At 40.5% G+C, this 24,452-nt stretch carries 24 protein-coding genes and 3 riboswitches; of the genes, 17 read left to right on the plus strand and 7 right to left on the minus strand.

The genetic code is table 11. The features are described from left to right. The first annotated feature begins 1 nt into the window (after nucleotide 1). The 6 genes from htpX to MHI33_RS07900 all read left to right on the plus strand — a co-directional run bounded on the left by htpX (nucleotide 2) and on the right by MHI33_RS07900 (nucleotide 4,619). Nucleotides 2–901: a protease HtpX gene (gene htpX / locus MHI33_RS07875; protein ID WP_106067334.1), complete on the plus strand. Its 900-nt coding sequence runs from the start codon at nucleotides 2–4 to the stop codon at nucleotides 899–901. Nucleotides 902–1,044: 143 nt separating this feature from the next. Then, complete coding sequence (locus tag MHI33_RS07880) at nucleotides 1,045–2,391, plus strand: TrkH family potassium uptake protein (protein ID WP_081277091.1); 1,347 nt, start codon at nucleotides 1,045–1,047, stop codon at nucleotides 2,389–2,391. 97 nt (nucleotides 2,392–2,488) lie between these two features. Continuing rightward, entirely contained in the window at nucleotides 2,489–3,007 is a 519-nt protein-coding gene (locus MHI33_RS07885; RefSeq protein WP_044139769.1) for a DUF421 domain-containing protein, read from the plus strand. 6 nt (nucleotides 3,008–3,013) lie between these two features. Next, on the plus strand, nucleotides 3,014–3,178 hold the full coding sequence (locus tag MHI33_RS07890; protein WP_012009727.1) for a hypothetical protein: 165 nt from the start codon (nucleotides 3,014–3,016) through the stop codon (nucleotides 3,176–3,178). Beyond that, entirely contained in the window at nucleotides 3,171–3,353 is a 183-nt protein-coding gene (locus MHI33_RS07895; protein WP_003211111.1) for a hypothetical protein, read from the plus strand. Before MHI33_RS07890 ends, MHI33_RS07895 begins: the two co-directional genes overlap by 8 nt. A gap of 103 nt (nucleotides 3,354–3,456) precedes the next feature. Beyond that, a protein-coding gene (locus tag MHI33_RS07900) for an IS3 family transposase (protein ID WP_340910509.1) occupies nucleotides 3,457–4,619 on the plus strand; the annotation gives its coding sequence in 2 pieces (ribosomal slippage) (nucleotides 3,457–3,733 and nucleotides 3,733–4,619; 1,164 coding nt in all). 54 nt (nucleotides 4,620–4,673) lie between these two features. On the opposite strand, the gene MHI33_RS07905 is transcribed toward MHI33_RS07900, so the two are convergent. After that, entirely contained in the window at nucleotides 4,674–5,693 is a 1,020-nt protein-coding gene (locus tag MHI33_RS07905) for an acyltransferase family protein (RefSeq protein WP_044139772.1), read from the minus strand. 293 nt (nucleotides 5,694–5,986) lie between these two features. Here MHI33_RS07905 and MHI33_RS07910 point away from each other — a divergent pair, with 293 nt between their 5' ends. The 3 genes from MHI33_RS07910 to MHI33_RS07920 all read left to right on the plus strand — a co-directional run bounded on the left by MHI33_RS07910 (nucleotide 5,987) and on the right by MHI33_RS07920 (nucleotide 8,901). Next, nucleotides 5,987–8,182, plus strand: a complete 2,196-nt coding sequence (locus tag MHI33_RS07910) for a PAS domain-containing sensor histidine kinase (RefSeq protein WP_106067335.1) — start codon at nucleotides 5,987–5,989, stop codon at nucleotides 8,180–8,182. A gap of 1 nt (nucleotide 8,183) precedes the next feature. Beyond that, entirely contained in the window at nucleotides 8,184–8,675 is a 492-nt protein-coding gene (locus tag MHI33_RS07915) for a methylated-DNA--[protein]-cysteine S-methyltransferase (RefSeq protein WP_106067336.1), read from the plus strand. A gap of 91 nt (nucleotides 8,676–8,766) precedes the next feature. Continuing rightward, complete coding sequence (locus MHI33_RS07920) at nucleotides 8,767–8,901, plus strand: hypothetical protein (protein ID WP_003211599.1); 135 nt, start codon at nucleotides 8,767–8,769, stop codon at nucleotides 8,899–8,901. 25 nt (nucleotides 8,902–8,926) lie between these two features. On the opposite strand, the gene mtnA is transcribed toward MHI33_RS07920, so the two are convergent. Together mtnA and mtnK are read right to left on the minus strand one after the other, a co-directional pair. After that, a complete protein-coding gene (mtnA, locus tag MHI33_RS07925; RefSeq protein WP_106067337.1) occupies nucleotides 8,927–9,988 on the minus strand; it encodes an S-methyl-5-thioribose-1-phosphate isomerase in 1,062 nt (353 codons plus the stop codon). A 6-nt stretch (nucleotides 9,989–9,994) separates the two neighbouring features. Next, the gene (gene mtnK / locus MHI33_RS07930; RefSeq protein WP_106067391.1) at nucleotides 9,995–11,188 is read right to left on the minus strand and encodes an S-methyl-5-thioribose kinase; all 1,194 of its coding nucleotides are present in this window, start codon (nucleotides 11,186–11,188) and stop codon (nucleotides 9,995–9,997) included. An 80-nt stretch (nucleotides 11,189–11,268) separates the two neighbouring features. Next, nucleotides 11,269–11,427, minus strand: a riboswitch (SAM riboswitch). Nucleotides 11,428–11,593: 166 nt separating this feature from the next. Here mtnK and MHI33_RS07935 point away from each other — a divergent pair. The 6 genes from MHI33_RS07935 to MHI33_RS07960 all read left to right on the plus strand — a co-directional run bounded on the left by MHI33_RS07935 (nucleotide 11,594) and on the right by MHI33_RS07960 (nucleotide 16,642). Further along, nucleotides 11,594–12,784, plus strand: coding sequence for a pyridoxal phosphate-dependent aminotransferase (locus MHI33_RS07935; RefSeq protein WP_065097150.1), 1,191 nt, complete (start codon nucleotides 11,594–11,596; stop codon nucleotides 12,782–12,784). Between the two features lie 44 nt (nucleotides 12,785–12,828). Beyond that, nucleotides 12,829–12,930: riboswitch (SAM riboswitch) on the plus strand. Between the two features lie 102 nt (nucleotides 12,931–13,032). After that, a complete protein-coding gene (mtnW, locus tag MHI33_RS07940) occupies nucleotides 13,033–14,253 on the plus strand; it encodes a 2,3-diketo-5-methylthiopentyl-1-phosphate enolase (RefSeq protein WP_340910516.1) in 1,221 nt (406 codons plus the stop codon). Then, the gene (locus tag MHI33_RS07945; RefSeq protein WP_106067339.1) at nucleotides 14,254–14,949 is read left to right on the plus strand and encodes a 2-hydroxy-3-keto-5-methylthiopentenyl-1-phosphate phosphatase; all 696 of its coding nucleotides are present in this window, start codon (nucleotides 14,254–14,256) and stop codon (nucleotides 14,947–14,949) included. After that, nucleotides 14,913–15,551: a methylthioribulose 1-phosphate dehydratase gene (locus tag MHI33_RS07950; RefSeq protein WP_065097153.1), complete on the plus strand. Its 639-nt coding sequence runs from the start codon at nucleotides 14,913–14,915 to the stop codon at nucleotides 15,549–15,551. The genes MHI33_RS07945 and MHI33_RS07950 overlap by 37 nt, the downstream gene beginning before the upstream one ends. 16 nt (nucleotides 15,552–15,567) lie before the next feature. Further along, a complete protein-coding gene (locus MHI33_RS07955; RefSeq protein ID WP_340910524.1) occupies nucleotides 15,568–16,098 on the plus strand; it encodes a 1,2-dihydroxy-3-keto-5-methylthiopentene dioxygenase in 531 nt (176 codons plus the stop codon). Nucleotides 16,099–16,399: 301 nt separating this feature from the next. Then, nucleotides 16,400–16,642, plus strand: a complete 243-nt coding sequence (locus MHI33_RS07960; protein ID WP_065097155.1) for an aspartyl-phosphate phosphatase Spo0E family protein — start codon at nucleotides 16,400–16,402, stop codon at nucleotides 16,640–16,642. Nucleotides 16,643–16,688: 46 nt separating this feature from the next. Here the strand turns inward: MHI33_RS07960 and MHI33_RS07965 are convergent, their stop codons facing one another. Continuing rightward, the gene (locus MHI33_RS07965) at nucleotides 16,689–18,194 is read right to left on the minus strand and encodes an ATP-binding protein (RefSeq protein WP_065097156.1); all 1,506 of its coding nucleotides are present in this window, start codon (nucleotides 18,192–18,194) and stop codon (nucleotides 16,689–16,691) included. Between the two features lie 204 nt (nucleotides 18,195–18,398). On the opposite strand from MHI33_RS07965, the gene MHI33_RS07970 reads away from it, so the two are divergent. Continuing rightward, on the plus strand, nucleotides 18,399–18,854 hold the full coding sequence (locus MHI33_RS07970; RefSeq protein ID WP_003211701.1) for a MarR family winged helix-turn-helix transcriptional regulator: 456 nt from the start codon (nucleotides 18,399–18,401) through the stop codon (nucleotides 18,852–18,854). A 29-nt stretch (nucleotides 18,855–18,883) separates the two neighbouring features. Here MHI33_RS07970 and motB read toward each other — a convergent pair whose 3' ends face one another. The 3 genes from motB to MHI33_RS07985 form a co-directional block, all read right to left on the minus strand. After that, nucleotides 18,884–19,648: a flagellar motor protein MotB gene (gene motB, locus MHI33_RS07975; RefSeq protein ID WP_106067340.1), complete on the minus strand. Its 765-nt coding sequence runs from the start codon at nucleotides 19,646–19,648 to the stop codon at nucleotides 18,884–18,886. Next, on the minus strand, nucleotides 19,641–20,435 hold the full coding sequence (gene motA / locus MHI33_RS07980; protein WP_003212085.1) for a flagellar motor stator protein MotA: 795 nt from the start codon (nucleotides 20,433–20,435) through the stop codon (nucleotides 19,641–19,643). Before motA ends, motB begins: the two co-directional genes overlap by 8 nt. A 374-nt stretch (nucleotides 20,436–20,809) precedes the next feature. Further along, a complete protein-coding gene (locus MHI33_RS07985; protein ID WP_044139786.1) occupies nucleotides 20,810–22,918 on the minus strand; it encodes an ATP-dependent Clp protease ATP-binding subunit in 2,109 nt (702 codons plus the stop codon). Nucleotides 22,919–23,161: 243 nt separating this feature from the next. Here MHI33_RS07985 and MHI33_RS07990 point away from each other — a divergent pair, with 243 nt between their 5' ends. Continuing rightward, entirely contained in the window at nucleotides 23,162–24,205 is a 1,044-nt protein-coding gene (locus tag MHI33_RS07990) for a YkvI family membrane protein (RefSeq protein WP_044139788.1), read from the plus strand. Between the two features lie 71 nt (nucleotides 24,206–24,276). Next, nucleotides 24,277–24,321, plus strand: a riboswitch (PreQ1 riboswitch). Nucleotides 24,322–24,452 lie beyond the last annotated feature (131 nt).

Genomic DNA, 24,452 nt, shown 5'->3' on the forward strand with positions numbered 1-24,452 from the left:
TATGGGTAAAAGAATATTTCTGTTTATATTAACGAACATTCTTGTTATCACTACGATTGGTATTGTACTGTCGGTTATTAGTGCAGCAACTGGTGTTGGTTCTTATATAGGAGCAGACGGTCGAATTAATTTGGTGGCACTGCTAGTATTCAGTGCAGTTGTTGGTTTTGTTGGCTCGTTCATGTCACTAGCGATGTCTCGCTGGATGGCAAAAATGATGATGGGTGTGCGTGTGTTAAACCCTGAAAAGGATTCATTAACATATGATGAGCAGCAGCTTGTTGACCGCGTGCACAGGTTATCAAGAGCAGCAGGCCTTTCTAAAATGCCTGAGGTTGGTATTTATCAATCATCTGAAGTAAATGCTTTTGCGACAGGTCCTTCTAAGAGAAGATCACTTGTTGCCGTTTCAACTGGATTGCTTCATGAAATGGATGATGCAGCAGTTGAAGGTGTCATCGCTCATGAAGTTGCTCACGTTGCGAACGGTGATATGGTGACAATGACGCTGCTTCAAGGGATTGTCAACACGTTCGTTGTCTTCCTTTCAAGAATTGCGGCATGGATCGCAAGCCGCTTTGTTTCGCGTGAAGAGCTTGTTCCGATTGTTCATTTTATTGCAGTGATTGTTTTCCAAATCATTTTCTCTGTCCTAGGAAGCCTTGTCGTGTTTGCATATTCTAGACATCGTGAATTCCATGCAGACCGCGGCGGAGCTGACCTTGCCGGTAAAGATAAAATGGTTCATGCGCTTCGCTCACTTGAGGCGTATACGTCAAGAATCAAAGATGATGATCAAACAGCAGTTGCTACCCTTAAAATCAGTGGTAAACGAAAAGCTTCTCTTTTCTCAACACACCCTGATTTAAACGAAAGAATCAGAAGACTAGAAGCAAAATAAGAAAGACGAAAAGACATTCTGCAACAGGATGTCTTTTTCTTTTTGATGAAAAAGAAAATAAAGCATAAAATATCTTTAAAATCATGTCTCTTTTCATTAAAATGATAAAGTATTCGAAAAGATAGATAAAAGAAGGAATGACAATGAATCCTATCAAAAAGCTAATTGACCGGCTGTCAGCATTTCAGCTGATTGCTCTTTATTATTTTCTTGCTGTAACCGTATCACTTATTCTTCTCAGCCTGCCAGTGGCCCATCAAGAGGGAGTGAAATGGACATTTATTGATGCTTTATTTACGGCGGTGAGTGCGGTAAGTGTCACAGGACTCACTGTTGTTGATACCTCGCAAACATTTAGTGTGGCAGGTATGTGGATCCTTGCGTTTGTCCTGCAAATCGGAGGTATCGGCATTATGACGCTCGGTACCTTTGTGTGGATTGTCACGCGAAAAAGGATCGGGATTAAAGAAAGAAAGCTCATCATGGCAGATCAAAACCAGAGCAATTTATCAGGAATTGTGAAATTAATGAAGCAGGTTTTCTATTTAATTTTGCTCATTGAGTTTGTAGGCGGTCTGATTTTAAGCATGTATTTTCTTAAATATTACGATGTGCAAGGAGCATTCTTACATGGCTTCTTCTCAAGTATTAGTGCGACCACCAATGGGGGCTTCGATATTACAGGGAACTCGCTCATCCCATACAAAGATGATTATTTCGTCCAATTTATTACGATGCTGCTAATCATCTTTGGAGCGATTGGCTTTCCTGTGCTCGTGGAAGTAAAGGATTATTTATTTAATCAGGACCGAAAGCACGCATCGTTCTCATTGTTTACAAAAATCACAACGATTACGTTTGGCGGTCTTGTCGTTGTTGGAGCGATTGGCATTTATGCACTTGAAGCCGGGTTCAGTTTCCTAGGGAAAAGCTGGCACGAAATCTTGTTTTATTCTTTTTTCCAATCGACCGCAACAAGAAGTGGGGGTTTAACAACATTAGATATTACCCAGCTGACAGAACCGACCCTTTTATTTCTATGTATGCTTATGTTTATCGGGGCTTCCCCGAGCTCTGTGGGAGGCGGAATTCGAACAACTACGTTTGCCCTTAATTTACTCGCACTGTTTCATTTTGCTAGGGGAAATAAGTCCATTAAAATCTTCAAAAGAGAGCTTCATCAAGCGGATATTAACAAATCCTTGATGGTGACAATGATGGCCTTTATTTTGGTGTTTGGCGCTACGTTCCTGTTATCCTTATCTGAGCATAATACACTTTTAGAAAATTTATTTGAAGTTTGCTCTGCATTCGGAACAACAGGGCTATCGCTAGGAATCACCTCGGACCTTACGGTGTTCGGTAAATGTATCATTATGGTCGTCATGTTTATTGGGCGAATCGGCATTCCAAGCTTCTTATATTTAATTGGCCGAAGAGAAAGCGAAGCGAATTATCATTATCCGAAAGAGCGTGTCATCATCGGCTAAACAGCATTCCGAGCGAATGCTGTTTTTTTATTTCCATTATCTAACTGGCTAAATTATATGGGATGTTCGCAATCTATAGGTAAGAGGTGAACGAGACGTGCTGGATGTAATATGGAAAGCAATTGTCATGCTGCTAGTTGGTACCTTGCTGCTGAGAATAGCAGGGCCTAAATCCATTAGTCAATTAACTGTTCAACAAACAGTGATCATGATTTCAATCGGATCGATTATTATCCAACCCTTTATTGAGCACAATTTACTTGAAACGATTTATGCCGCCGCTACATTTATCATTGCACTCGTCATCATGGAAAAATTATCTATCCAATCTGATTTCTTTGAAAAATTGGTTTCAGGGAAATCTGTCGTCATTTTGCAGGATGGAGAAATGCTTGATCACAAGCTGAAGAAAACGAGGCTCACAAGGGATGAATTCAAAATGCGCTTAAAGCAGCAAGGCATTACAGAGATCAGCAGTCTCAAAAAAGCCACCCTAGAAGCCAATGGACAAATCGGCTATGAGTTAAAGCCAGAGGAAAAGCCCGTGACGGTCAAACAAATGAAGGAACTCCTAGACCAATTAAGAGAAGAATTAAATATGTTAAAAAAGGACTGATTTCAGATGAAAAGAAAAGCAGCGAAAAATGAAGCACTGACAAATAATATGACACCGACAGAAAGCATGGCACATGATCAAGGACAAACCCAATTTGATGAACAATCAAGAGATCGTCAGGCAAACCGAAATTCTCATAAAGGGAAACAAGGGGGAGGATCTCGTGACTAAGAAGCATGTAAAAAGCAAGGACATGAAAGACCATAAAAAGCCAATGGACCCAGATATCTTAGAAGAGGAATTTGGCAGTGAGCTTGGAGATATCAACAGCAGCAAATGGATTGATACGCTTGTAAAGCCTAAGAAAGATGCTGAATGTCACAATGGACACATGAATGAAAAATAGAAAAAACGATCCGCGCGGTAGACTAACCTAGTCAAATGGGACATAAAAAAACACCCTTCAAGTGATACACTTAAACTAAGTGCTAATTTGGAGGGTATTTTTTATGAAAAAAAACAAATATTCAGCTGAAATAAAATGGGCGGTTGTGAAAGATAAATTAAGCGGGCAGTTTACCAATCAACAAATTATGGATAAATATCATATAAAGAATGTATCTCAGATTAAAACATGGATGAAGTGGTATCGAGAAAATCAGTTACATCGATTCGATCAGCCAATTGGAAAACAATATAGCTTTGGGCATGGACCTGACAATGTATCCAAAGAGGAAAAAGTGAATAGGCAGGTTGAACACCTTAAGATGGAGAATGAAATTCTAAAAAAGTATTTGGAGATCGTAGAGGAGTTGAAAAGGGAGTAGCCTTGTATTTGATCAAGAGACTACGGAAGAAATATACAATAACGTCTATCTTAAGTATTTTGCAGATCGCCAGATCGACCTATTATCGTTGGGTATCCGAAGGAATACGTAAAAAATCACAAGTCGAGAAGGCTGTTATTTCCTTATGTACCGAAACGTCGTTCCGGTACGGCCACCGTAAGATTCGAAAGCTACTTCAGCGTCAATATGATATCAAACGAAACCGAAATACTGTACAGCGCATCATGCAAAAATACCACCTTCAATGTCGTGTGAAGCGTAAAAGGAAATGGAAATCACAAGGGGAATCTGTCATCATTGCCCCAAATATATTAAATCGAAACTTCACTGCAATACACCCGAATTTAAAATGGGTAACAGATATTACTTATATTCAGTATGGACCGAGAACGCTCTACCTTTCGACCATTATGGATTTATACAACAACGAAGTTGTTGCCTATACCCTAGATGATCACCAACAGACATCACTCATATTGAACACATTGAGGGCAGCTTTAGAGAAAAGGAATTTGCCTAAAGGTGTACTTGTGCATTCAGATCAAGGAAGTGTATACAGTTCGTATGCATATCAAAAGGAGCTGGGGGCAAGGGACCTTACAAGCAGTATGTCTAGACGAGGTAACTGTTGGGATAACGCAGTGATTGAATCATTCCATTCCAGCTTAAAATCAGAGGAATTTATGTTTACAAAATTCAATTCTATATCAGAAAAAGATGTCAGGCAACGAATCGACCGTTACATCAAGTATTATAATGAAGAGCGTATCCAAGAAAAATTAGGCTACCACGCACCAAAATCATTTGGTAGCATGTCAGCCTAATAAGGGTGTTTTATTCGTGTCTCATTCTGCTATGTCAGTCTACGGGATCGTTTTTTATTTGCTATAACTGCCTTGTCTGCCGGTGATTGTACGCATGAGATTGGTCATTTTGAGCTCAATTACTGGCTGTGCAACGGTTTTAACAAAGGTGCTAGACAGGGTAAAGGTTAACAGAATGGTTAGCAGCAATAACATGAGCACACTTGCTGCATTCAGGGCCCAGTCATCAAACCAAGTCGTTCTAAGCAGCTTAATTACAAAGCCATGTAATAAATACACATATAACGTTCTTGTGCCCCATTTTGTAAAGAAGAAATGGCGTGTTGGCACTAAAGCAAAGAAGCTGAATGTAGCGCCGAATGCAAGCAGATACCATGCCATTCGTTTCATTGGCGCAATCACTCCCTCATCACCAAGAGAAGCATATGACTGTGATCCAAATAAGAAGGAATAATCAAATTCATAGAAATAGCAAAACAAGAATACAGCCATTAATACAAGAAGTGCTGCCAGCTTTCCTTTGCTTGTACGGATGAATTCAAAATGCTGCTTTTTTAAATAGAAGCCTGCTAAAAACATTGGCAAAAAGACAAACGTACGTGATAAGCTCAGCGTATTGCTAATATTGTCCACGTAACCGACAAGTAACGCAATCGACAAACTGACGATCATCGCCCAGTGAAATGGCAGTTTAGAAAAAGGAATGAGCAGCAAATTCCAAAAGAATAAACTAATTAAAAACCATAAAGACCATTGAGGATCAATTGGATTTAAATTGGCCATGCTTTGATCCTGCAAGAGATAATAGTAAACGGAATAGATCACCTGAAAAATGAAATATGGGATGATTAGCTTAACAGCAACTTTTTTCATAAAACCTGGCTTTCTAAACCCTTTTGCAAAGAAACCGGAAACCAAAATAAAGGCAGGCATATGAAAAGTATAAATAAACTTGTATAAATAAAGCATCCAATCATTATCATGAATGAATGATCGTAACAAATGACCAAAAACAACTAGAAAAATCAGAAGAAACTTCGCATTATCAAAATAACTATCTCGTGAAGATGCCATAACATCACCTTTCCTGTTTGATTTTAAACATAAATGCTCTAAGTGCACTGTTCCCGTATTTGCCCCATTTTAAAATACATTTTGGCTCATTTCGCTATTTGATGTGAAATTGTAGAACGGCTGTAAAAGAAGCGTAAGAAAAGAGAATCGAGGTTCAATCCAGTCATCCAAATGAAACAAAAGAGACAGTCTTCATGTAAGAAGTTATCTTTTTTTATGAGTCGAATGAAGGAACAATGAAAATATTGTAGAAATATTGTAGAGGAATGAGGCTGGAAAAGGAGTGTAAGAAAATGACTGAAACGCTCGATGGCGCAGAAGATATCAGAAAATTAGAAAAAGAGAACGAATATTTGCGAACAGAGTTGATGCAGCAAAAAATGCTGTTAAATAAGACGTTAGATGCCATTTTCATATTTGATCAACACCTCAATATAATCCAAGCCAACGAAGCGACATGCAGGCTTGTACAGACATCGAAAGAAGACCTCCTCAATAAATCCGTTCTAGATTTCCTATATGGCATCCCGAAAGACAGAATTGAATGCTCCCTCGATTTATTTTTTCGAAAAGGAACGTTAAGAAGAGAAATTTCCATTCAGCTTGAAAATGGCGAAACAAAATACATTGAATTTGTTGCAGAGCATGACGTTTTGAATCAGCAATATATTGTCGTCATGCGAGATATTTCCTCAAAGAAAATACTAGAACGAGAAAGATCCATGAATGAGCAGCTGTTCAAAGATTTGTTTGACCGAGCCATTGACGGAATGGTCATTTTTGATCAGGATGGCTGCATGATCGACGCCAATCATTCTTTTTGTCAGAGCTTTGAGCTGCAAAAGACGGATTTAACCGATCGTTATTTAAATGAATTTGTCGAAGATGAAAATCTTCCAGCCTTGCAGCACCTTTTAACGTCACTTAAAGAAACAGGGAAAGCCAAGGGAGAACTTCCCGTTACCCTTCAATCTGGCCAGTACAAATTATTCGAGCTCACCATTACATCAAATGTGATGAGCGGTTTTTATATGTCCATCATGCGGGATATTACAGAAAAAAGGTTAATGGAAGAGAAGCTGTTAAAAAGTGAGGAACGCTTTAGAGAAATTTTTGAAAATGCAATGGATGCAATCATCATATGGGCAGATGATGGAGAGATTGTGAGAGCCAATGAATCAGCCTGTCGCATTTTTGAATTGCCTATGCATTCACTGATTGGCAAAAAACTCACAGACTTTCTCGTGAAATCTGATCAGAGATATAGACCGACTAGAAGACGATATATTCGGAATCATGAAATAAGGGAAGAGCTTTTGTTCAGAATGGCAAATGGTCAGTTTAAAGAGCTCGAGTTTACATCAAAGCATGCGGTATTAGAAGGACAGCACTTAACCATTTTACGTAATGTGAGTGATCGAAAAAGGATGGAGGAGGAGCTGCGCGAAAGTGAGCTCAAATTCCGTAAAGTATTTAATGGATCAATGGACGGCATTGTTCTTTTTGATAACCAATACCGCATTATTGAAGTCAATCCATCCGCAAGCGAGCTGCTCGGATTGAAAGATGATCATTTAACGGAAATGAACCTTTTCCATATCCTTGCGCCTTATCAAATTGAACATTTGGCACAGCCTGCCCAGGCGATGTCATTAGATGAAATGGACAATGAAGTCCCATTTGTGCTGAACCACCCAGATCAGCGGATATTGGAATTCTCTTTTAAACGCAACATCATTCATAATATGAATTTGGCGATCTTTAGAGATGTGACAGAGCGGAAGGAATTAGAAGAGCGGGTGAGAAAATCAGATACCCTTCATGTGGTCGGAGAGCTTGCCGCTGGGATTGCGCATGAAATCAGAAACCCGATGACAGCATTAAAAGGCTTTATTCAGCTGCTAAAAGGAAATATAGAAGGGGAGTATTCGCTCTATTTCAATGTCATCACTTCAGAGCTGAAAAGAATTGAATCGATCATCACCGAATTTTTGATTTTAGCAAAGCCGCAAGCCATCGTATTTGAAGAAAAAAATGTGGTGCAAATTGTGAAGGACACGATGGATCTGCTGCACGCACAGGCGAATCTTGGCAACGTTCAAATGCATCTCAATGTGATGGATGAGATTCCGCTCATTTATTGTGAACAAAACCAATTAAAACAAGTCTTTATTAACATTTTAAAAAATGCAATTGAAGTCATGCCGAGAAAAGGAAATGTCTATGTGAGCATTCAGCGGAAGGGCGAAGAGCATATTGTCATTTCACTGCGGGATGAAGGCTGCGGAATGGCAGAGGACAAGCTAAAGCGTCTAGGGGAACCATTTTATACGACAAAAGAAAGAGGAACTGGACTTGGCTTAATGGTTAGTTATAAAATTATTGAAGAGCATCAAGGAACCATTGAGGTAGAAAGTGAGGAAGGGGTAGGAACCGTCTTCCATCTCACGCTGCCACTGAGGCAGAAGAAACAAGAAGGAGAGCATTAACGTGTATTATACCGTCTATCACGCACCAATTGGGACATTATACATACTAGAAAAAGACGATGCCATCATCGAAGTGATGTTTGATGATGAGCCGTTTTTAGCAAAAAAGCAAGAATCTAATCTAAAAGAAGAAGAAACGTCAGTATTACAAGAAGCGAAAAAGCAGCTAGATGAATATTTCAAGGGGGAGCGCCAAGTATTCGATCTCCCGCTCAAGCAAAAGGGAACTTCGTTTCAAGAGCAAGTGTGGGAAGCACTTTCGACTATTCCGTATGGTGAATCAAAAAGCTATGCAGACATTGCAAAAGCGATTGGTCACCCAAAGGCAGTGAGGGCGATTGGACAAGCCAATAGACGCAATGCATTACCTATTTTTATTCCCTGTCACAGAGTGATTGGAAAAGACCGTTCTCTGACGGGCTATGCAGGAACGAAGACAGATATGAAAGCGGTTCTGCTTGAATTAGAAGGTATCCCATTTGTTCAAAAATAAATCGATTGACCTGTTCCAAATGTTTTCCTAGCGACATATCCTTTTATTAAGCTAAAAAAGTTGGTTGAGGGAAAAAGGAGGGCGCTAGGGAATGTTTTGGGACAAAAAGAATAAAATGTATGCCGTCACATCACTATGTGTCAAAATGAAGGTGTTGACAGAAGAACAGAAAAAAGAAATTTTAGCAAAAACGAATGAAATAAAAAAGCGCGGTGCTCTTAAATAAGAAGTACACGGCGCTTTTTTTATGATCAGAGTGAGATGCTTTCAGTGAACAGAGCGTCAATCTCTTCTGTATAGTTCGACGTAATAATCCCTTTCTCTGTAATGATCCCTGAAATGAGATGGTGAGGAGTGACATCAAAGGCGGGATTGAATACCTGAACATCAGGTGGTGCAATTTGGACGCCGTTTAATTCCTTTACTTCCAGCGGGTCGCGCTCTTCAATTGGAATATCTGCCCCGTCTTTGGTTGAGATATCAAAGGTAGAAAGCGGTGCAGCTATAAAAAACGGAATTTGAAAATGCTTGGCTAAAATGGCAAGACTTAACGTGCCAATCTTATTCGCCGCATCTCCATTACGGGCAATGCGATCAGCTCCAACAATGACAGCAGAAATTTGCTTTTCTTTCATCGTATGGGCTGCCATGTTATCTGTAATGAGCGTCACATCTACGCCGCCTTGCATGAGTTCCCATGTTGTCAGCCTAGCCCCTTGGAGAACAGGGCGTGTTTCACAGGCATAAATGTGAAGATCGAGATTTTTCTTTTTGGCTAAATAAAATGGAGCAAGGGCTGTTCCGTACCGGCTCGTGGCGATGGAGCCTGCATTGCAAATGGTCATAATCCGATCACCCGATTTAAAGAGATGGAGTGCATTTTGACCGATTTGTTTGCATGTTTCTTCATCTTCAATTTGAATTTGAATGGCCTCATGGACAAGGTCTGTTTTGGCTGCATTGACCGAAGCTGCACGATCAATGCGCTGCAACAATCGCTCTAATGCCCAGGCTAGATTCACAGCAGTTGGACGAGCACTGTTTAAATATTCTTTTATCTGAATGACTTCTTGTTTAAACACATCAATTTCTTCTGTCTCAATGTCTTGGGCACTGAGCGCCAGTCCAAAAGCTGCTGTAATGCCAATGGCAGGTGCTCCCCGCACTTTTAACGTGACAATGGCATCATACACGTCTTCTTTTGTATATATATGCTCAAACACGGTTTCTGCCGGTAATTTTTGCTGATTCAAAATGTTAATATGGTTTTCTTCCCATTCGACAGAACGGGGGACTTCAAATTCTTTAGACAAAACCCGTCACTCCTTTACAGATTGCTGGAATAATGCGACGAGGTCAGACGCTGTTTCCACTGCATGATATTGTTTGATGAATGTTTTTCCGAGCGTAAGTGCTGCTTTTTTCTGCTGAATCCGTCTAGATGGTGATGGAATCGCATCGAGATCAGCGGCATGAGCAAGACCGATTGTTCGGCGGACAAGCTCACAGCCCGCAAAGCCTGTCGCTTCTTTTAAAATACGGTCAAAGGTTGTTTCTAAAAAACTGTCAGATACACTAAACGCTTCAATACTGTCTTCTTTCCAAGCTTTTGCGAACACTTCTTTGAAGGTTGCCCATACATTGACGACATGGTCAAAAAGGTGCTGCTGATCATGTTCATTCTCACGGGACAAAGCATTCAGGAACAGGTTAGCGATAAAGTGACCAATATCGAATCCGAAGGGACCATAAAAAGCGAATTCTGGATCAATGATTTTTGTTTCCGTCTCACTTGCAAAAATACTACCTGTATGAAGATCTCCATGAACAAGTGTTTCGGCAGATGTCAGGAAAATACGCTTCAATTCAGCTGCTTTTGCCTGCACTTCAAGATCTGCCCAAAGCGCTTCGGCAGCTTCTCTTAATTCTTCTTCGAAATCATTTGTGCCGCTATCAAAGAAAGGATCTGTGAAGACGAGCTTTTCGGTAATGTCACAAAGGTCCGGATTCGTAAATTGCTTCACAAATTGTTTTTTGATTTTAGGATTTGTGGCAAAGTCAGAAGTGTAGAAAAGTGTTTTTCCTAAAAATTCTCCGACATGATCGGATAAATGCGGATATTGTTTTCCGGCAATTAGCCCTTTTCTGACGATTTCTAGGTGTGATAGATCCTCCATTGCCGTCACAGCAAGAGTTGTATCTGAATAATAGACTGCTGGTACGAGATGCGGTGTATACTCTGACTGCTTGATCAGGGCAGCACTTTCGATTCTCGCACGGTCTAATGTAAGCGGCCAGCTCTCTCCGACCACCTTGGCGTAAGGCAGTGCCTGCTTGATGATCAAACCTTTTTCTTGTTTATGATCAAAAATATGAAAGACGTAATTTAAATTCCCGTCACCGATTTCCGTACATGTCAAATGACTGCTTTCTTGGATCAAGCCAAGTCTAATTGCGAGTGCAACTGCCGAGCTTTCTGTTAATTCTTCATATGATGCCGTAAGTGTAACCAATTGCTTCCCCTCCAAATCATATAAAAAAACCTCTTTCTCCTGAGAGAAAGAGGCTTGATGGTGTGTATGCTCAAAGCCTCTCTTATCTCTCAGCACATACGTCTGATGGAATTAGCACCGTGCCCTATAAGACAAAATTGTCTTGGCGCTTACTTGCTGCGCCCCACTTCACAGTGGTATTAACGGTCGGTTGCTGTTGGGGTCAAAAGGCCAAATCCCTCGCCCAACTCTCGATAAGAGAAATCAATATGTAATTGTCTCGTGTCTGTTTGCATTTCTTAATTCAAGATATTATCAGAGCTGCGCTTCACATGTCAATCCTTTTTCAAAATTGCTTTACAATTCGTAAAACAATCCATTACAGTATTTGTATTGCTATGTAACTTGAATAGAAGGTGAAGATAAATGGAATTCCAGCAATCAGATGTATTGAAACAATTACCGACACAATTTTTTGCATCTCTTGTCCAAAAGGTGCAGAAAAAAGTGCAGGAAGGCGCAGATATTATTAATTTAGGGCAGGGAAATCCTGACCAGCCAACTCCCGCGCACATTGTAAAAGCCATGCAGGAAGCGGTATTAAAACCTGAAAATCATCAATACTCGTCATTCCGCGGAACAGCGAAATTAAAAAAGGCTGCCGCTGCCTTTTATGACAGAGAATATGGTGTCACGCTTGATCCGATGACGGAAATTGCGATTTTATTTGGCGGAAAAGCGGGGCTTGTTGAGCTGCCGCAATGCCTGCTGAATCCGGGTGATACACTCCTTGTTCCAGACCCAGGTTATCCTGATTATTGGTCAGGTGCCGTGCTTGCTGGAGCTCAGATGGTGACGATGCCGCTTCTTGAACAAAATGATTTTTTACCTGACTATGACCGGTTGCCTGAGGATGTTAAGAAAAAAGCAAAGTTGATGTATTTAAATTATCCCAACAATCCGACAGGTGCCACGGCAAGCCGTTCATTTTTTGAAGAAACCGTTACATTCGCAAAAAATCACAAGCTCTGTGTTGTCCATGATTTTGCCTATGGCGGCATTGGGTTTGATGGGGAAAAGCCAATCAGCTTTTTGCAAACAGATGGAGCGAAAGAGACAGGAATTGAAATATACACATTGTCTAAAACGTATAATATGGCAGGCTGGAGAGTAGGTTTTGCAGCAGGAAATCCGTCTGTTATTGAAGCGATTGAGCTTTATCAGGATCACCTGTTTGTTTCACTGTTCAAAGCCACTCAAGATGCAGCAGCGGAAGCTTTATTAAGCGACCAAACGTGCGTACAGGTGCAAAATGAACGATATGAGAAAAGGCGAAATGTGTGGATTGCTGCCTGCAAGGAGATTGGCTGGGAGGTCACTGCACCAAAGGGGTCGTTTTTTGCTTGGCTAAAGGTGCCAGAAGGATATACATCTGAATCTTTTGCTGGCGTATTATTAGAGAGAGCACATGTGGTTGTGGCGCCGGGGAATGGGTTTGGTACTCACGGTGAAGGATACGTGAGAGTAGGACTTTTAACAAATGAGGAGCGGTTAAAAGAAGCCGCTCGGCGAATCGATGCCTTGAATCTGTTTGAAAATAAGCCATTGACAACATGAATAAACGGTGCGATAATTCAGACAATATTTAAGAAAATTGAATATTCTTATCAAGAGTAGGCAGAGGGACTAGCCCAATGAAGCCCGGCAACCGACTTCCATGAAGCACGGTGCTAATTCTTGCAGCAAGCGCTGAGAGATAAGATTCGGATGAATGACACGAAACAACCTCTTTAAGGCGCTGATAAAGCACTTGAAGAGGTTTTTTTATTGACCATATGCATGACGCAATCGAAAGGGGATTCCTAGTGAGTGAATTACTGGCAACATACGTATTAACACATCGAGAGGATGAACAAGTGAACCAAAAAGCGGAGCAGATCGCGCTTGGTTTAACAGTTGGATCATGGACGGATTTGCCGCAGCTCAAAAAAGAGCAGCTTCAAAAGCATAAAGGCCGGGTGGAAAAGGTATCAGAAAAGTTTGCTCCAGCCGAAAATGGCCTATATCAATCTGAGGTGACCATTGCTTATCCTGAGGCTAACTTTTCAGCGGATATACCAGCCGTTTTGACGACGATCTTTGGAAAGCTTTCACTAGATGGAAAAGTGAAGCTAGTCGACATTCAATTCTCAGATAGATTTAAAAGAAGTCTGCCAGGACCGGTATTTGGAATTGATGGCATACGAAAAAAAGCAGGCGTGTTTGATCGACCTTTGTTGATGAGTATTTTTAAAGGTGTCATTGGCCGTGATATGGCAGATTTAAAAGAACAGCTCTGTTTACAAGCATTAGGCGGCGTTGACTTTATCAAAGACGATGAAATTTTATTTGAGAGCCCACTAGCCCCTTTTGAAGAACGAATCAAAGAAGGAAAAAAGATATTAAAAGAAACATATGAAGAGACAGGGCACCGAACGCTATATGCCGTTAATTTAACAGGCAGAACCTTTGAACTAAAGGATCGAGCAAGAAAGGCAGCTGAGCTTGGAGCGGATGCACTCTTATTCAATGTCTTTGCCTACGGGCTAGATGTCATGCAAAGCTTAGCTGAGGATCCAGATATTCGATTGCCTATTATGGCCCATCCCGCATTAAGCGGCGCTTTAACATCATCGCACGAATATGGATTCTCCCATTCTCTTCTTTTAGGTAAATTAAATCGATATGCTGGTGCTGATTTGAGTCTTTTTCCCTCACCGTATGGGTCGGTCGCACTTCCGAAAAAAGATGCCTTTGGAATCTATGAAGCTTGTGTAAAAGAGGATTCGGTTCAAAAAACGTTCCCTGTTCCGTCAGCAGGCATTCATCCTGGAATGGTACCAGTTTTGATGAAAGATTTTGGACTCGATCATGTGATAAATGCTGGTGGAGGAATTCACGGACATCCGCATGGAGCCATCGGGGGAGGGAAAGCATTTCGATCGATCATTGATGCGGTGACACATGGAGAGTCGATCCAAGAGAAGGCAGCTTCTTGCCAAGATTTAAAAGCAGCACTTGAACTATGGGGAAGGGTAGCAGAATAAATGAAAAAACCAATTGTATGTTGTGATTTTGATGGAACCATTACGAAAAATGATAATATCATTCGCATCATGAAACACTTTGCACCAAGTGAATGGACGGAGCTGAAGGACGATGTTCTCACAAAGGAGATCACCATTCAAGAAGGCGTCGGGCAGATGTTTCAATTACTGACGAGTGATCAAAAAGAAGCCATTCAATCGTTTATTTTAGAAGATACAGAGATTCGAGAAGGATTCAAGCAATTTGTTGATCATGTGAAAAAGGCTGATATTCCCTTCTATGTGCTAAGCGGCGGGATGGACTTCTTTGTTTATCCCATACTCGAGGGCATTGTGGATCGAGACGATATTTATTGCAATCATGCGTCATTTGGGGAAGAGCATATTCAGATTGAATGGCCGCATGCCTGCGATTCGCAATGTCAAAATGGCTGCGGATGCTGCAAGCCGTCAATCATTCGAGAGCTGACCCATGAGAATGACTTCATTATCATGATTGGAGATTCAGTCACCGATGTGGAGGCGGCAAAGCATGCGGATCTCACATTTGCGCGTGACTACTTACTAAACGAATGTAAAGAGCTCGGGCGTGTCCATCTAGAGTATGAAACATTTATTGATCTTAAAGCACAATTTGATCAAATAAAGGAAGTGAAGGAATGGCAGACGCAAAGAGCAAGCGCTGGCAGGAGCTAGCAGACGTCAAACGTGAACTGGCACAAAGAGACTGGTTTTACGGAACAAGCGGCAATTTATCGATCAAGGTGTCTGATGATCCAATCACGTTTTTGGTGACGGCAAGCGGCAAAGATAAACGAAAAGAAACAGATGAAGACTTTGTTTTAGTAAATGCGGCAGGTAAGCCTGTTGATCTGAATGAACCGCTTAGACCATCAGCTGAAACACTGCTTCACAACTACGTGTATGAGCAGACGAATGCAGGCTGCTGTCTCCATGTCCATACAATCGATAATAATGTGATCTCTGAACTGTATGGGGATAAGGGCGAGGTTCGTTTCAAAGGAAACGAAATCATCAAAGCGCTTGGTTACTGGGAGGAGGATGCAGAAGTGTCGTTACCGATTATTGAAAATCCAGCCCATATCCCGCATCTTGCAGCACAATTTGCAAAGCATCTCACTGAAGAGTCGGAATCAGGTGCTGTGCTCATTCGAAATCACGGCATCACAGTCTGGGGAAAAACAGCCTCTGAAGCAAAACGAGTATTAGAGGCGTATGAATTTTTGTTTAGCTACCACTTAAAATTAACGCTTTATCAAAAGCAGCTTGTCACATAAAAAGGAGGAAAAGCACATGGCGACGATTTTGATTCATAATGAAGAGAACACATTACTTGAAAGCGAGCAAGAGGGGGCAGCCTATTTAGAAAACCAAGGGGTCATTTATGAACATTGGGATATTGCAAAGCTGCCAAACCGTTTATCAGAAAAGTATGATTTAACAGATGAGGAAAAGAAAGAGATTTTGACTGTTTTCCAAAAGGAAATTGAGAGTATATCTGAAAAACGAGGATACAAAGCGCAGGACGTGATTTCATTATCTGATGCGACACCAAATCTTGACGAGCTGCTCCAAAACTTTCAGCGTGAGCATCACCATACAGATGATGAAGTACGTTTTATTGTAAGCGGACATGGAATCTTTGCCATTCAAGGTAAGGATGGCGTCTTTTTTGACGTGAGACTGAATCCAGGCGATTTAATTTCTGTTCCGCCACATATTCGTCACTACTTTACACTGCAAGAGGATCGAAAAGTGGTTGCAGTTCGCATATTTGTCACAACTGAGGGCTGGGTGCCAATTTACGAGGAAGAAAAGGTTTAATGACAAAAGCTGATCATTCCGCATGAGGCGGAAGATCAGCTTTTTTTTAGGGAAATAGACATAAAATGAGAAAGAAAATAGTTGATTTTGATCTTCTACATAGGATAAAATTCTGTTTAATCCATGTGTCAGTCCTGTCCAAATTTGAAGTTTACCCCCAAATATGATTGGGTAAGAGGTCTTTAGGCTGTATAAAATTAAATAAAATTAGCATATTTAATTTAATTTACAAATAAAGTATAATTTTGGTGTCGGATCATTTTGAGCATAGACAGTCGAATTCATTGTGGGAGCTGAGATCATGAATAGTTATGTAAGGAAAGAACAATTGCTAATGTCAATTGATGAGAAGAGAAAACAGATGGTAGAAGCTGCTCAAGCAGAAGGCTACACTGGTGAGACGACAATTAAATATAGTCAAGAACTGGACAACCTGATGAATGAGTATCAGCATCTCCTTTTTCATGAGAAACAATCTGCCCCCTCCTTTCATGATCTTGTATCTCAAATGAGTCTTCTATCTGTAAACCGTCCCTCTTATTGACATGAAAAACCGGTCTTGCCTAAGCAAAACCGGCTGAATGTTTCAGCTATGCTGAGTGAGCAGAAGGAAGCATGATCACGACGGTTGATCCTTTATTCACTTCGCTCTCGATATCAATTGTTCCGCCATACATCGAAATGATTCGTTTACACACGACAAGCCCAAGACCTGTCCCTTTTTCCTTCGACGTAATAAAAGGGAGGAAGATATGTTTTAACATTTCTTCTGATATGCCTTCACCCGTATCTTTCACTTTAATAATGACATGTTCTTTTTCAGCCTCAATCAAAATCTTCAAATGACCGCCATTTGGCATCGCTTCTAATGAGTTCTTCGCTACATTTAATACGACTTGTTTAATGTGATCTTTTGTGCAATAAACCCCAACATCTTGAATCGTATTAATTTGCAAATCAACCTCAACATTATAAAGGTTCGCCTCAGAGAAAACGATCGGCATGATCTCACTTACAATTTCTTTTACAGAGTTATTCTGCCATTTTTCTGCCGTTGGTTTCCCTAATACAAGAAACTCACTGACGATTTGGTTAATTCGTTTGATTTCTTCTTCAATGACAGAGAAATAGAGCTGATCTTCTTCAGAGTGATACTTCTTTTGCAAAAGCTGTATAAATCCACTAATCCCTGTTAATGGGTTGCGAATTTCATGTGCTGTACTTGCTGCGAGGGTCCCGATTAATTCAAGCTTTTGCGCTTCATTTTGGTGACGCTCCTGCTGGGTTTGACGCCTTAAAATGATATATTGAACAAGTGTGAATAAAATATTTAATAAAATAAAAGCACTGGATAAAGGGATCAGCATAACAGACAGCACTTCACCTGTAGAAGCGCGCTGCGGATAGACTTCCAGCTTCCAGCTGTTTTCATCTAAATATGTAGACACGGTGCTGCCATTTTCTGATGCTGGCTGTGGACCACTTGTAAACACGACATGTCCATTTTGATTCAGCATCTTAAAATGAAGATCAGGGTTCAATACATTCATAATATTTCTTAAATAATCAATTTGAATGGCGGCGACTAGCACATTGGTGACTTCTTCGTTTTCATCCAGCACAGGCACACAAATGGAAAGAATCCGCTGTTTTGTAATTCGGCTCACATAGTTATCTGTGATCACCGTCTGCTTGGTCACTTGAATGCGCTTAAAGTAATCTCTGAATGATAGGTTGATTTTTTCCTTTAACGGTGTCGTGCTTACTGTTACATTTCCTTTTTTGTCTAGGAGATACAGACCTGAAAAACGAGGTTCTTGTTTATAGATTTTCTCTAGGATGTTTTGTACTTTTTTCGTCTCGAGAGGCTGGTCAAATCCCATGGCAAGAGAAGTTAATCTCGCTTCTGTTTCACTAATTAAATAATTCATTTGGTTTTTGTGAATATTTAACATAAGTGTAGCAGTTTGTTTGTTTTTTAAGTCGATTTTTTCCGTTTCTTTTTCGTAGATAAAATAACTAATGATTAGGGTTGGAATCATGACCAAAATAAGGTACAGCCTGATCTTCTTCCAAAACCCTTTCAATATACTCATCATTCATCGCTCCAACGTATTACCTAATAGACTTATTATAGCATTGAACCTATCTTTATTACGATGACTTGTGTGATTTTTAAAAAATTAGGTGATTCGTTCTGGTCTCATTTTCATGCTAAAGATGGATCAAGATGTTGACATTTTACTTATTGTTTATTAATGTCACATTAGTGGGTTGCATTTCATAAAGGATGATAAAAAATGGAAAATCATAATGTTGAGAAATCTTTGAAATTATTTATTGTATTATCACGTGCCTATCGCTCGATTAATCATCACATGAACAAGCATATTGTGAAGCACGGGCTGAATCCGACTGAATTTGCAGTATTAGAATTGCTGTATCATAAAGGGGATCAGCCGCTTCAGCAAATCGGTGATAAGATTTTACTTGCAAGCGGCAGCATCACGTATGTGGTCGATAAATTGGAGAAGAAAGAACTCCTCAGTCGTAAGGCTTGTGCAGAAGACCGCAGGGTCACATTTGCGCATATTACCGAGCAGGGACGAGCTTTGCTTGATGATATCTTCCCAGATCATGCGAAAGAAATTCATGAGATGATCAGTGTCCTGAGCGAAGAAGAGAAGGATGCCTGCATTGACATGCTTAAACATGTGGGACTCCGTGCAAAACATTTATATGATCATAAAGAATAAATAAAAAAGGAAGCCGAGGGCTCCCTTTTTTATTTTGCTTTTTTCTCGATCGGTAAAATAAGTACTTCTACGCGTCGGTTTTTACTTCTGCCTTCTGCTGTATCATTTGAAGCGATTGGCTTGAATTCACCGAAACCTTTTGTACTAAAGTTCTCTTGGTTTAAATTGCTGTTCTCAAGAAGAATACTCAAAAAGTTTACAGCACGTATGGCACTTAAATACCAGTTGGATTCAAATTCTGAATTTCTGATCGGTACATTATCAGTATGTCCGCTAATGACGATGTCACGAGCGGGGTTAATGACGAGTAGTTTTGAGATTTCCTTTGCTAACGGGACATCTTGAGGGCGAATAACCGCCCGGCCAGAATCAAAGAAGATACTGTCTTCTATCGTAATGAGCAAACCTTCGTCCGTGAGCTTTGTTTCGAGCTTAGCTCCAAGTTTCTTATTGGCAATGAAGGAATCCACTTGCTTTTTGACCTTTGAGAGAACGGCATGATCTCGAGCTTTCGCTTTAGCTTCTTCATCTTCTTCAGCAGCTTTCTTGGTCTGGTTGCTATTTTCAGTTTCTTCAGTGCTTTGCATGCTGGTCTGATCCATGACACCAGTTCCGCCCGTAAAGACGACATTAAAAGACTTGGCCATCTGTTCATACTTTGCCTTGTCAATCGAACTAGACGCAAAAAGCACAATGAAGAGAGCGAGAAGAAGCGTCAGAAGATCGGCATAAGGGATCAGCCAAGATTCATCTACATGGTCATCGTGATCATGTTTTTTACGTTTCCTAGCCATTTTGTTTTTCTCCTTCTTCAATGACAAGATTTGCACGTTCTTTTGCTGGTAAGTACATAAGAAGTTTTTGTTCAATCACTTTTGGAGATTGACCTTCAAGAACAGAAAGGATCCCTTCGATCATAATCAGACGAAGTTTTACTTCTTCCTTTGATTTACGCTTCAGCTTGTTGGCAAATGGATGCCATAACACATACCCGGTAAAAATCCCAAGCAGTGTGGCAACGAAGGCTGCACTGATTGCATGTCCAAGTGCTTCAATATCTCCCATGTTAGCAAGTGCGGCAATAAGTCCGACAACTGCGCCAAGTACACCAAGCGTCGGAGCGTATGTACCGGCTTGTGTAAAGATTAATGCGCCTGACTGATGTCTTTCAGACATGGCGTCAACCTCCTCTGTTAAGACGTCGCGAATAAATTCTGCACTTTGACCGTCAACCGCCATGCTTAAGCCGTTCTTAAGGAAATCGTCATCTACTTCCTCAATGCTAGCTTCCAATGCTAAAAGACCTTCACGACGCGCAATTTGTGCCCAGTTTGAAAAAAGAGGGATCATTTCTTGAATCGTTGGAAGCTTATTGTCTTTGAAAATTTTGCCGAACAATTTTGGTGTTTTCTTAATTTCACTAGATGGGAATGCGATGACAACAGCTGCAATCGTCCCAACCACAATGATCAATATAGCCGCTGGGTTGATAAGAGCGGTTAGACTTACACCTTTCAGAACCATACCGACACTCAGTGCAATAAATGCTAAAATAATACCTATTAACGATGTTTTGTCCATTATCTCACCAAATCCTTTAACTATCTTTTTCTATAGTTAATATCGGTGTCTTCTAGAAGGGTTTTAGTCTGAATATCAAATTAAGGCAGTTTCTGTGAAGAATTTTTGACGAAAGCGCTTTCTATTACCTTAAAAAAGAAACTCCCTCTGATATAAAGGGAGTTTCTTTTTAATTTCTTTGAGCAGTTTCATTTAAAAGCAGCTCTTTTAATTTTTCTTCATACATGATTTTGACAAGATCATAGCTCCAATTCATCATGTGATCCACCTCTTTTTCTTTTATCTTAAAGGAAAAGAGGCGGGGGAGCGTCGGCGTGCAGATGGAACTTAGACACCGCAACATGATGGAGCTGTAGATCCTTCTTAAGATGTAACTATCCTTTTTTTACGACAATTTCGTTATCTTCAACATCTACAGTAAATCCTGAAAGCTTTTCTTCTTCAAGCAATATTTCCGTCATTTGATCTTCAACGTGCTCTTGAATGGTTCTTCGCAGTGGACGAGCACCAAATGCAGGGTGATATCCAAGTTCTGCAATTTTTTCTTTCGCTTCTTTTGTCACATGGACTGTTAAATTCTGCTCTTTTAATTGTTCTGACAGCTCATTGAGCAGAAGATCCACAATCTTCACTAAATCATCTCGATCTAATGAGTCAAACTGAATGATGCTGTCAAAACGGTTCAAAAATTCTGGTTTGAAATAGGCGCTGAGTGAATCAATGAGTGATTGTTCTTCAATCGCTTCTTCCTGATCAGACTGGAAGCCGACTTTGACCGTTTTATCTGTGCTGCCTGCGTTACTTGTCATGATGATGACTGTATCTTTAAAGCTGACGGTTCTGCCTTGGCTGTCTGTTAACCGGCCATCTTCCATGATTTGAAGGAACATATGCTGCACATCAGGATGTGCTTTTTCGATTTCATCCAGCAAAATGATGCTGTATGGTTTTCTGCGCACTTTTTCTGTCAGCTGGCCTGCTTCATCATGTCCAACGTAACCAGGAGGAGAACCGATGAGCTTAGATACTGAGTGTTTCTCCATGTACTCACTCATATCTAAACGGATGATCGCATCTCTTGAACCAAATAATTCTTCAGCTAGCGTTTTCGACAATTCGGTTTTCCCGACACCTGTTGGTCCAACGAAAAGGAAGGAGCCAGTTGGTCTATGTTTCGATTTTAAGCCGGCTCTGCTTCTTTTCACAGCTTTCGCTACCTTTTCAACCGCATGTTCCTGGCCGATTACTCGTGCTTTTAAGCGGACGTCAATTTCTTTCATTTTGGTTTGTTCGTCTGCTTGCAGTTTGCCGACAGGGATGCCTGTTTTTTGTTCCACAATGGCTTGAATGTCTTCTGCTGTGACGACATGTTCTTTGTCATTTGTTTTGTTTTGAAGTCTTGCTTCAATGGCTTCTTCTTCATCTCGAAGCTTCGCCGCTTTTTCATATTGTTCTTCTTTTAAAGCAGCTTGTTTTTCAGCAGCGATTTCTGTCAGACGATTCGTTAGTTCATCTTCACTTGCTGCATCAATGGAGAGGTTCGCTTTTGAACCTGCTTCATCCATTAAATCAATGGCTTTATCCGGCAAATGACGGTCTTGAATATACCGGGAAGATAATTGAACACACGCTTGAATGGCTTCCGCTGAATAGGTGACGCCATGATAGCTTTCGTACTTATCTTGAATGCCTTTTAAAATCTCGATCGCTTCAGCTTGTGTTGGCTCATCTACAATGACGGGCTGAAAGCGTCGTTCAAGTGCGGCATCTTTTTCAATTTGACGATATTCTTTTAATGTCGTCGCACCTACTAGCTGGAGCTCGCCTCGTGCAAGAGCTGGTTTTAAAATGTTGCCAGCATCCATTGACCCTTCAGCAGATCCTGCGCCTACGAGAAGATGGATTTCATCTACAAATAAGATAATATTTTTACGGCTTTGTAGTTCTTTAATTAACTGCTTCATTCTTTCCTCAAATTGACCACGTATCCCTGTATTCGCTACAAGGGAGGAGACATCTAATAAATAGATTTGTTTGTTCTTTAATTTATTTGGTACATCGCCACTTGCAATTTTCAGTGCAAGTCCTTCAGCGATCGCTGTTTTCCCAACACCTGGTTCACCAATGAGGACAGGATTGTTTTTATTTCTTCTATTTAAAATCTCAATGACTCTTGCGACTTCTTCATCACGGCCGATGACTGGATCAATTAAACCAGCATTTGCGCCATCTGTTAAATTGCGGCCAAGTTCATCGAGTAAGCCTTTTTGCTTTGGCTGCTCTACGTTTTGCGTATGTCCTGCTTGCTCTTGCCCAGAGAAGAATGAGCTTCCTCCGAACAATTGAGGTCCCATTTTCATTTTTGATTGCTCCATCAAAGAGGTGTAGCAGTCTTCACATAAAACCATTTGGCTCCGGGATGAATTCACTTGCATATTCAGGCGAATTGTTGCTTCATTTACTTGACAATGTTGACAACGCATTTGCCATGACCTCCTTATGATAAAAGTTTGACTTTATTTGACCAATGAATTTAAAGAAAATGGTCTGTTGTTTGACCATCTTTGACTATAGTATACTCTGACCTATTTTGACTTTCAACTGTTTTGCTCAAAGGCAGGTGAAAATCCTTTTTTGCATTTAATCATGGTTTGTCCTTCTTTTCAAGGAACTTGTCTCATAGGATAAAAAAAGACAATCGAAAGTGATGGGTGCGGAGGGGTCACATGAAACGTTCAAATGAATCCGCTTTTCAGCTTGCCTTTGTATATGTAGGAACAGTGGTTGGAGCTGGGTTTGCGACAGGAAAAGAAATCGTAGAATTTTTTGTTCGTTTTGGCTGGATTGGATTATTCGGAATCTTGATTAGCGGCGCTATTTTTACTGGACTTGGGGCAAAAATGATGCTCATTTCTAAACGAATTGAAGCGGAGTCTTATCAAGATATGAACCGGTTTCTATTTGGCGCAGCTGCAAGCAGGTATATTAATGTCGTCATGTTTTTTATTTTATTAGGCGTCACTTCAGTGATGATTTCTGGCGCAGGTGCTATATTTGAAGAACAGCTTGGCATATCGAAGGAATATGGGATTTTTTTAACGATCATTCTGAGCGTTATTGTGCTTTTGAAAGGATCAAAAGGGTTATTTGGTGTCAATGTTCTCGTCGTCCCAATGCTTATTTTCTTTTCATTGATCGTATTTCTTGATTCATTCGTATTTAGCAGTAGTGAAAGTTATGTTCTTGCGCTGCAAATGGGTGAGGGAGAGTGGATTTTATCAGCTATCTCATATGGTGCTTTTAATTTGGCACTTTCTCAAGCGGTATTAGTGCCCGTCGCAAATGAAATGACCTCTGAAGCGGTGATTAAAAAGGGAGCTGTGCTTGGGGGCGTCATGCTGACAGTTATTTTATTTGTATGCTTTTTATCTCTTTCTTCATTAGATATGCTGGAGGCGTTTGATATTCCAATGGCTCAGGTCGTGTATCAAGTAGCAAATTCCATTCACCTCATTTATTTATTTGTGATCTTCGGCGAAGTCTTTACATCCGTCATAGGCAATTTATATGGACTGGAGAGACAAGTGAGGGCGTATATACGAATGAACAGTGTCTTGACGATATCCCTTATTCTCTTATGCTGCTATGTGATTAGTAAAATTGGTTACGGTACATTGATATCAACGGTTTATCCTATTTTTGGATATGTGAGCATCTTTTTTATCCTTTTCCTTTGTCTAAAAAAAGTGCCCGCATCTTTTGATAAGTGAAGAAGGGATAGCCTGCATGAAAAATATGTGGTACACTATCCTCTGTGAAAATTGAACAAAAATCCGTGTAAACGGGAGAGGTTCTAGCAAAACCCTCTATAAAAAACTAAGGACTTGCCGTATCCTTGGATGTGGCATTTTTTATTTTTTATGGCTGGGACACCTCATACACATGTAAAGGTGTCTTTTCTTTTGAGAAAAATAGGGGTTTTCCAGAGCCTTTCAGATGCAGCTTTGTACGAGTGTA

This window comes from Bacillus sp. FSL K6-2971 (genome assembly GCF_038006405.1).
Taxonomy (GTDB): domain Bacteria; phylum Bacillota; class Bacilli; order Bacillales; family Bacillaceae; genus Bacillus; species Bacillus pumilus.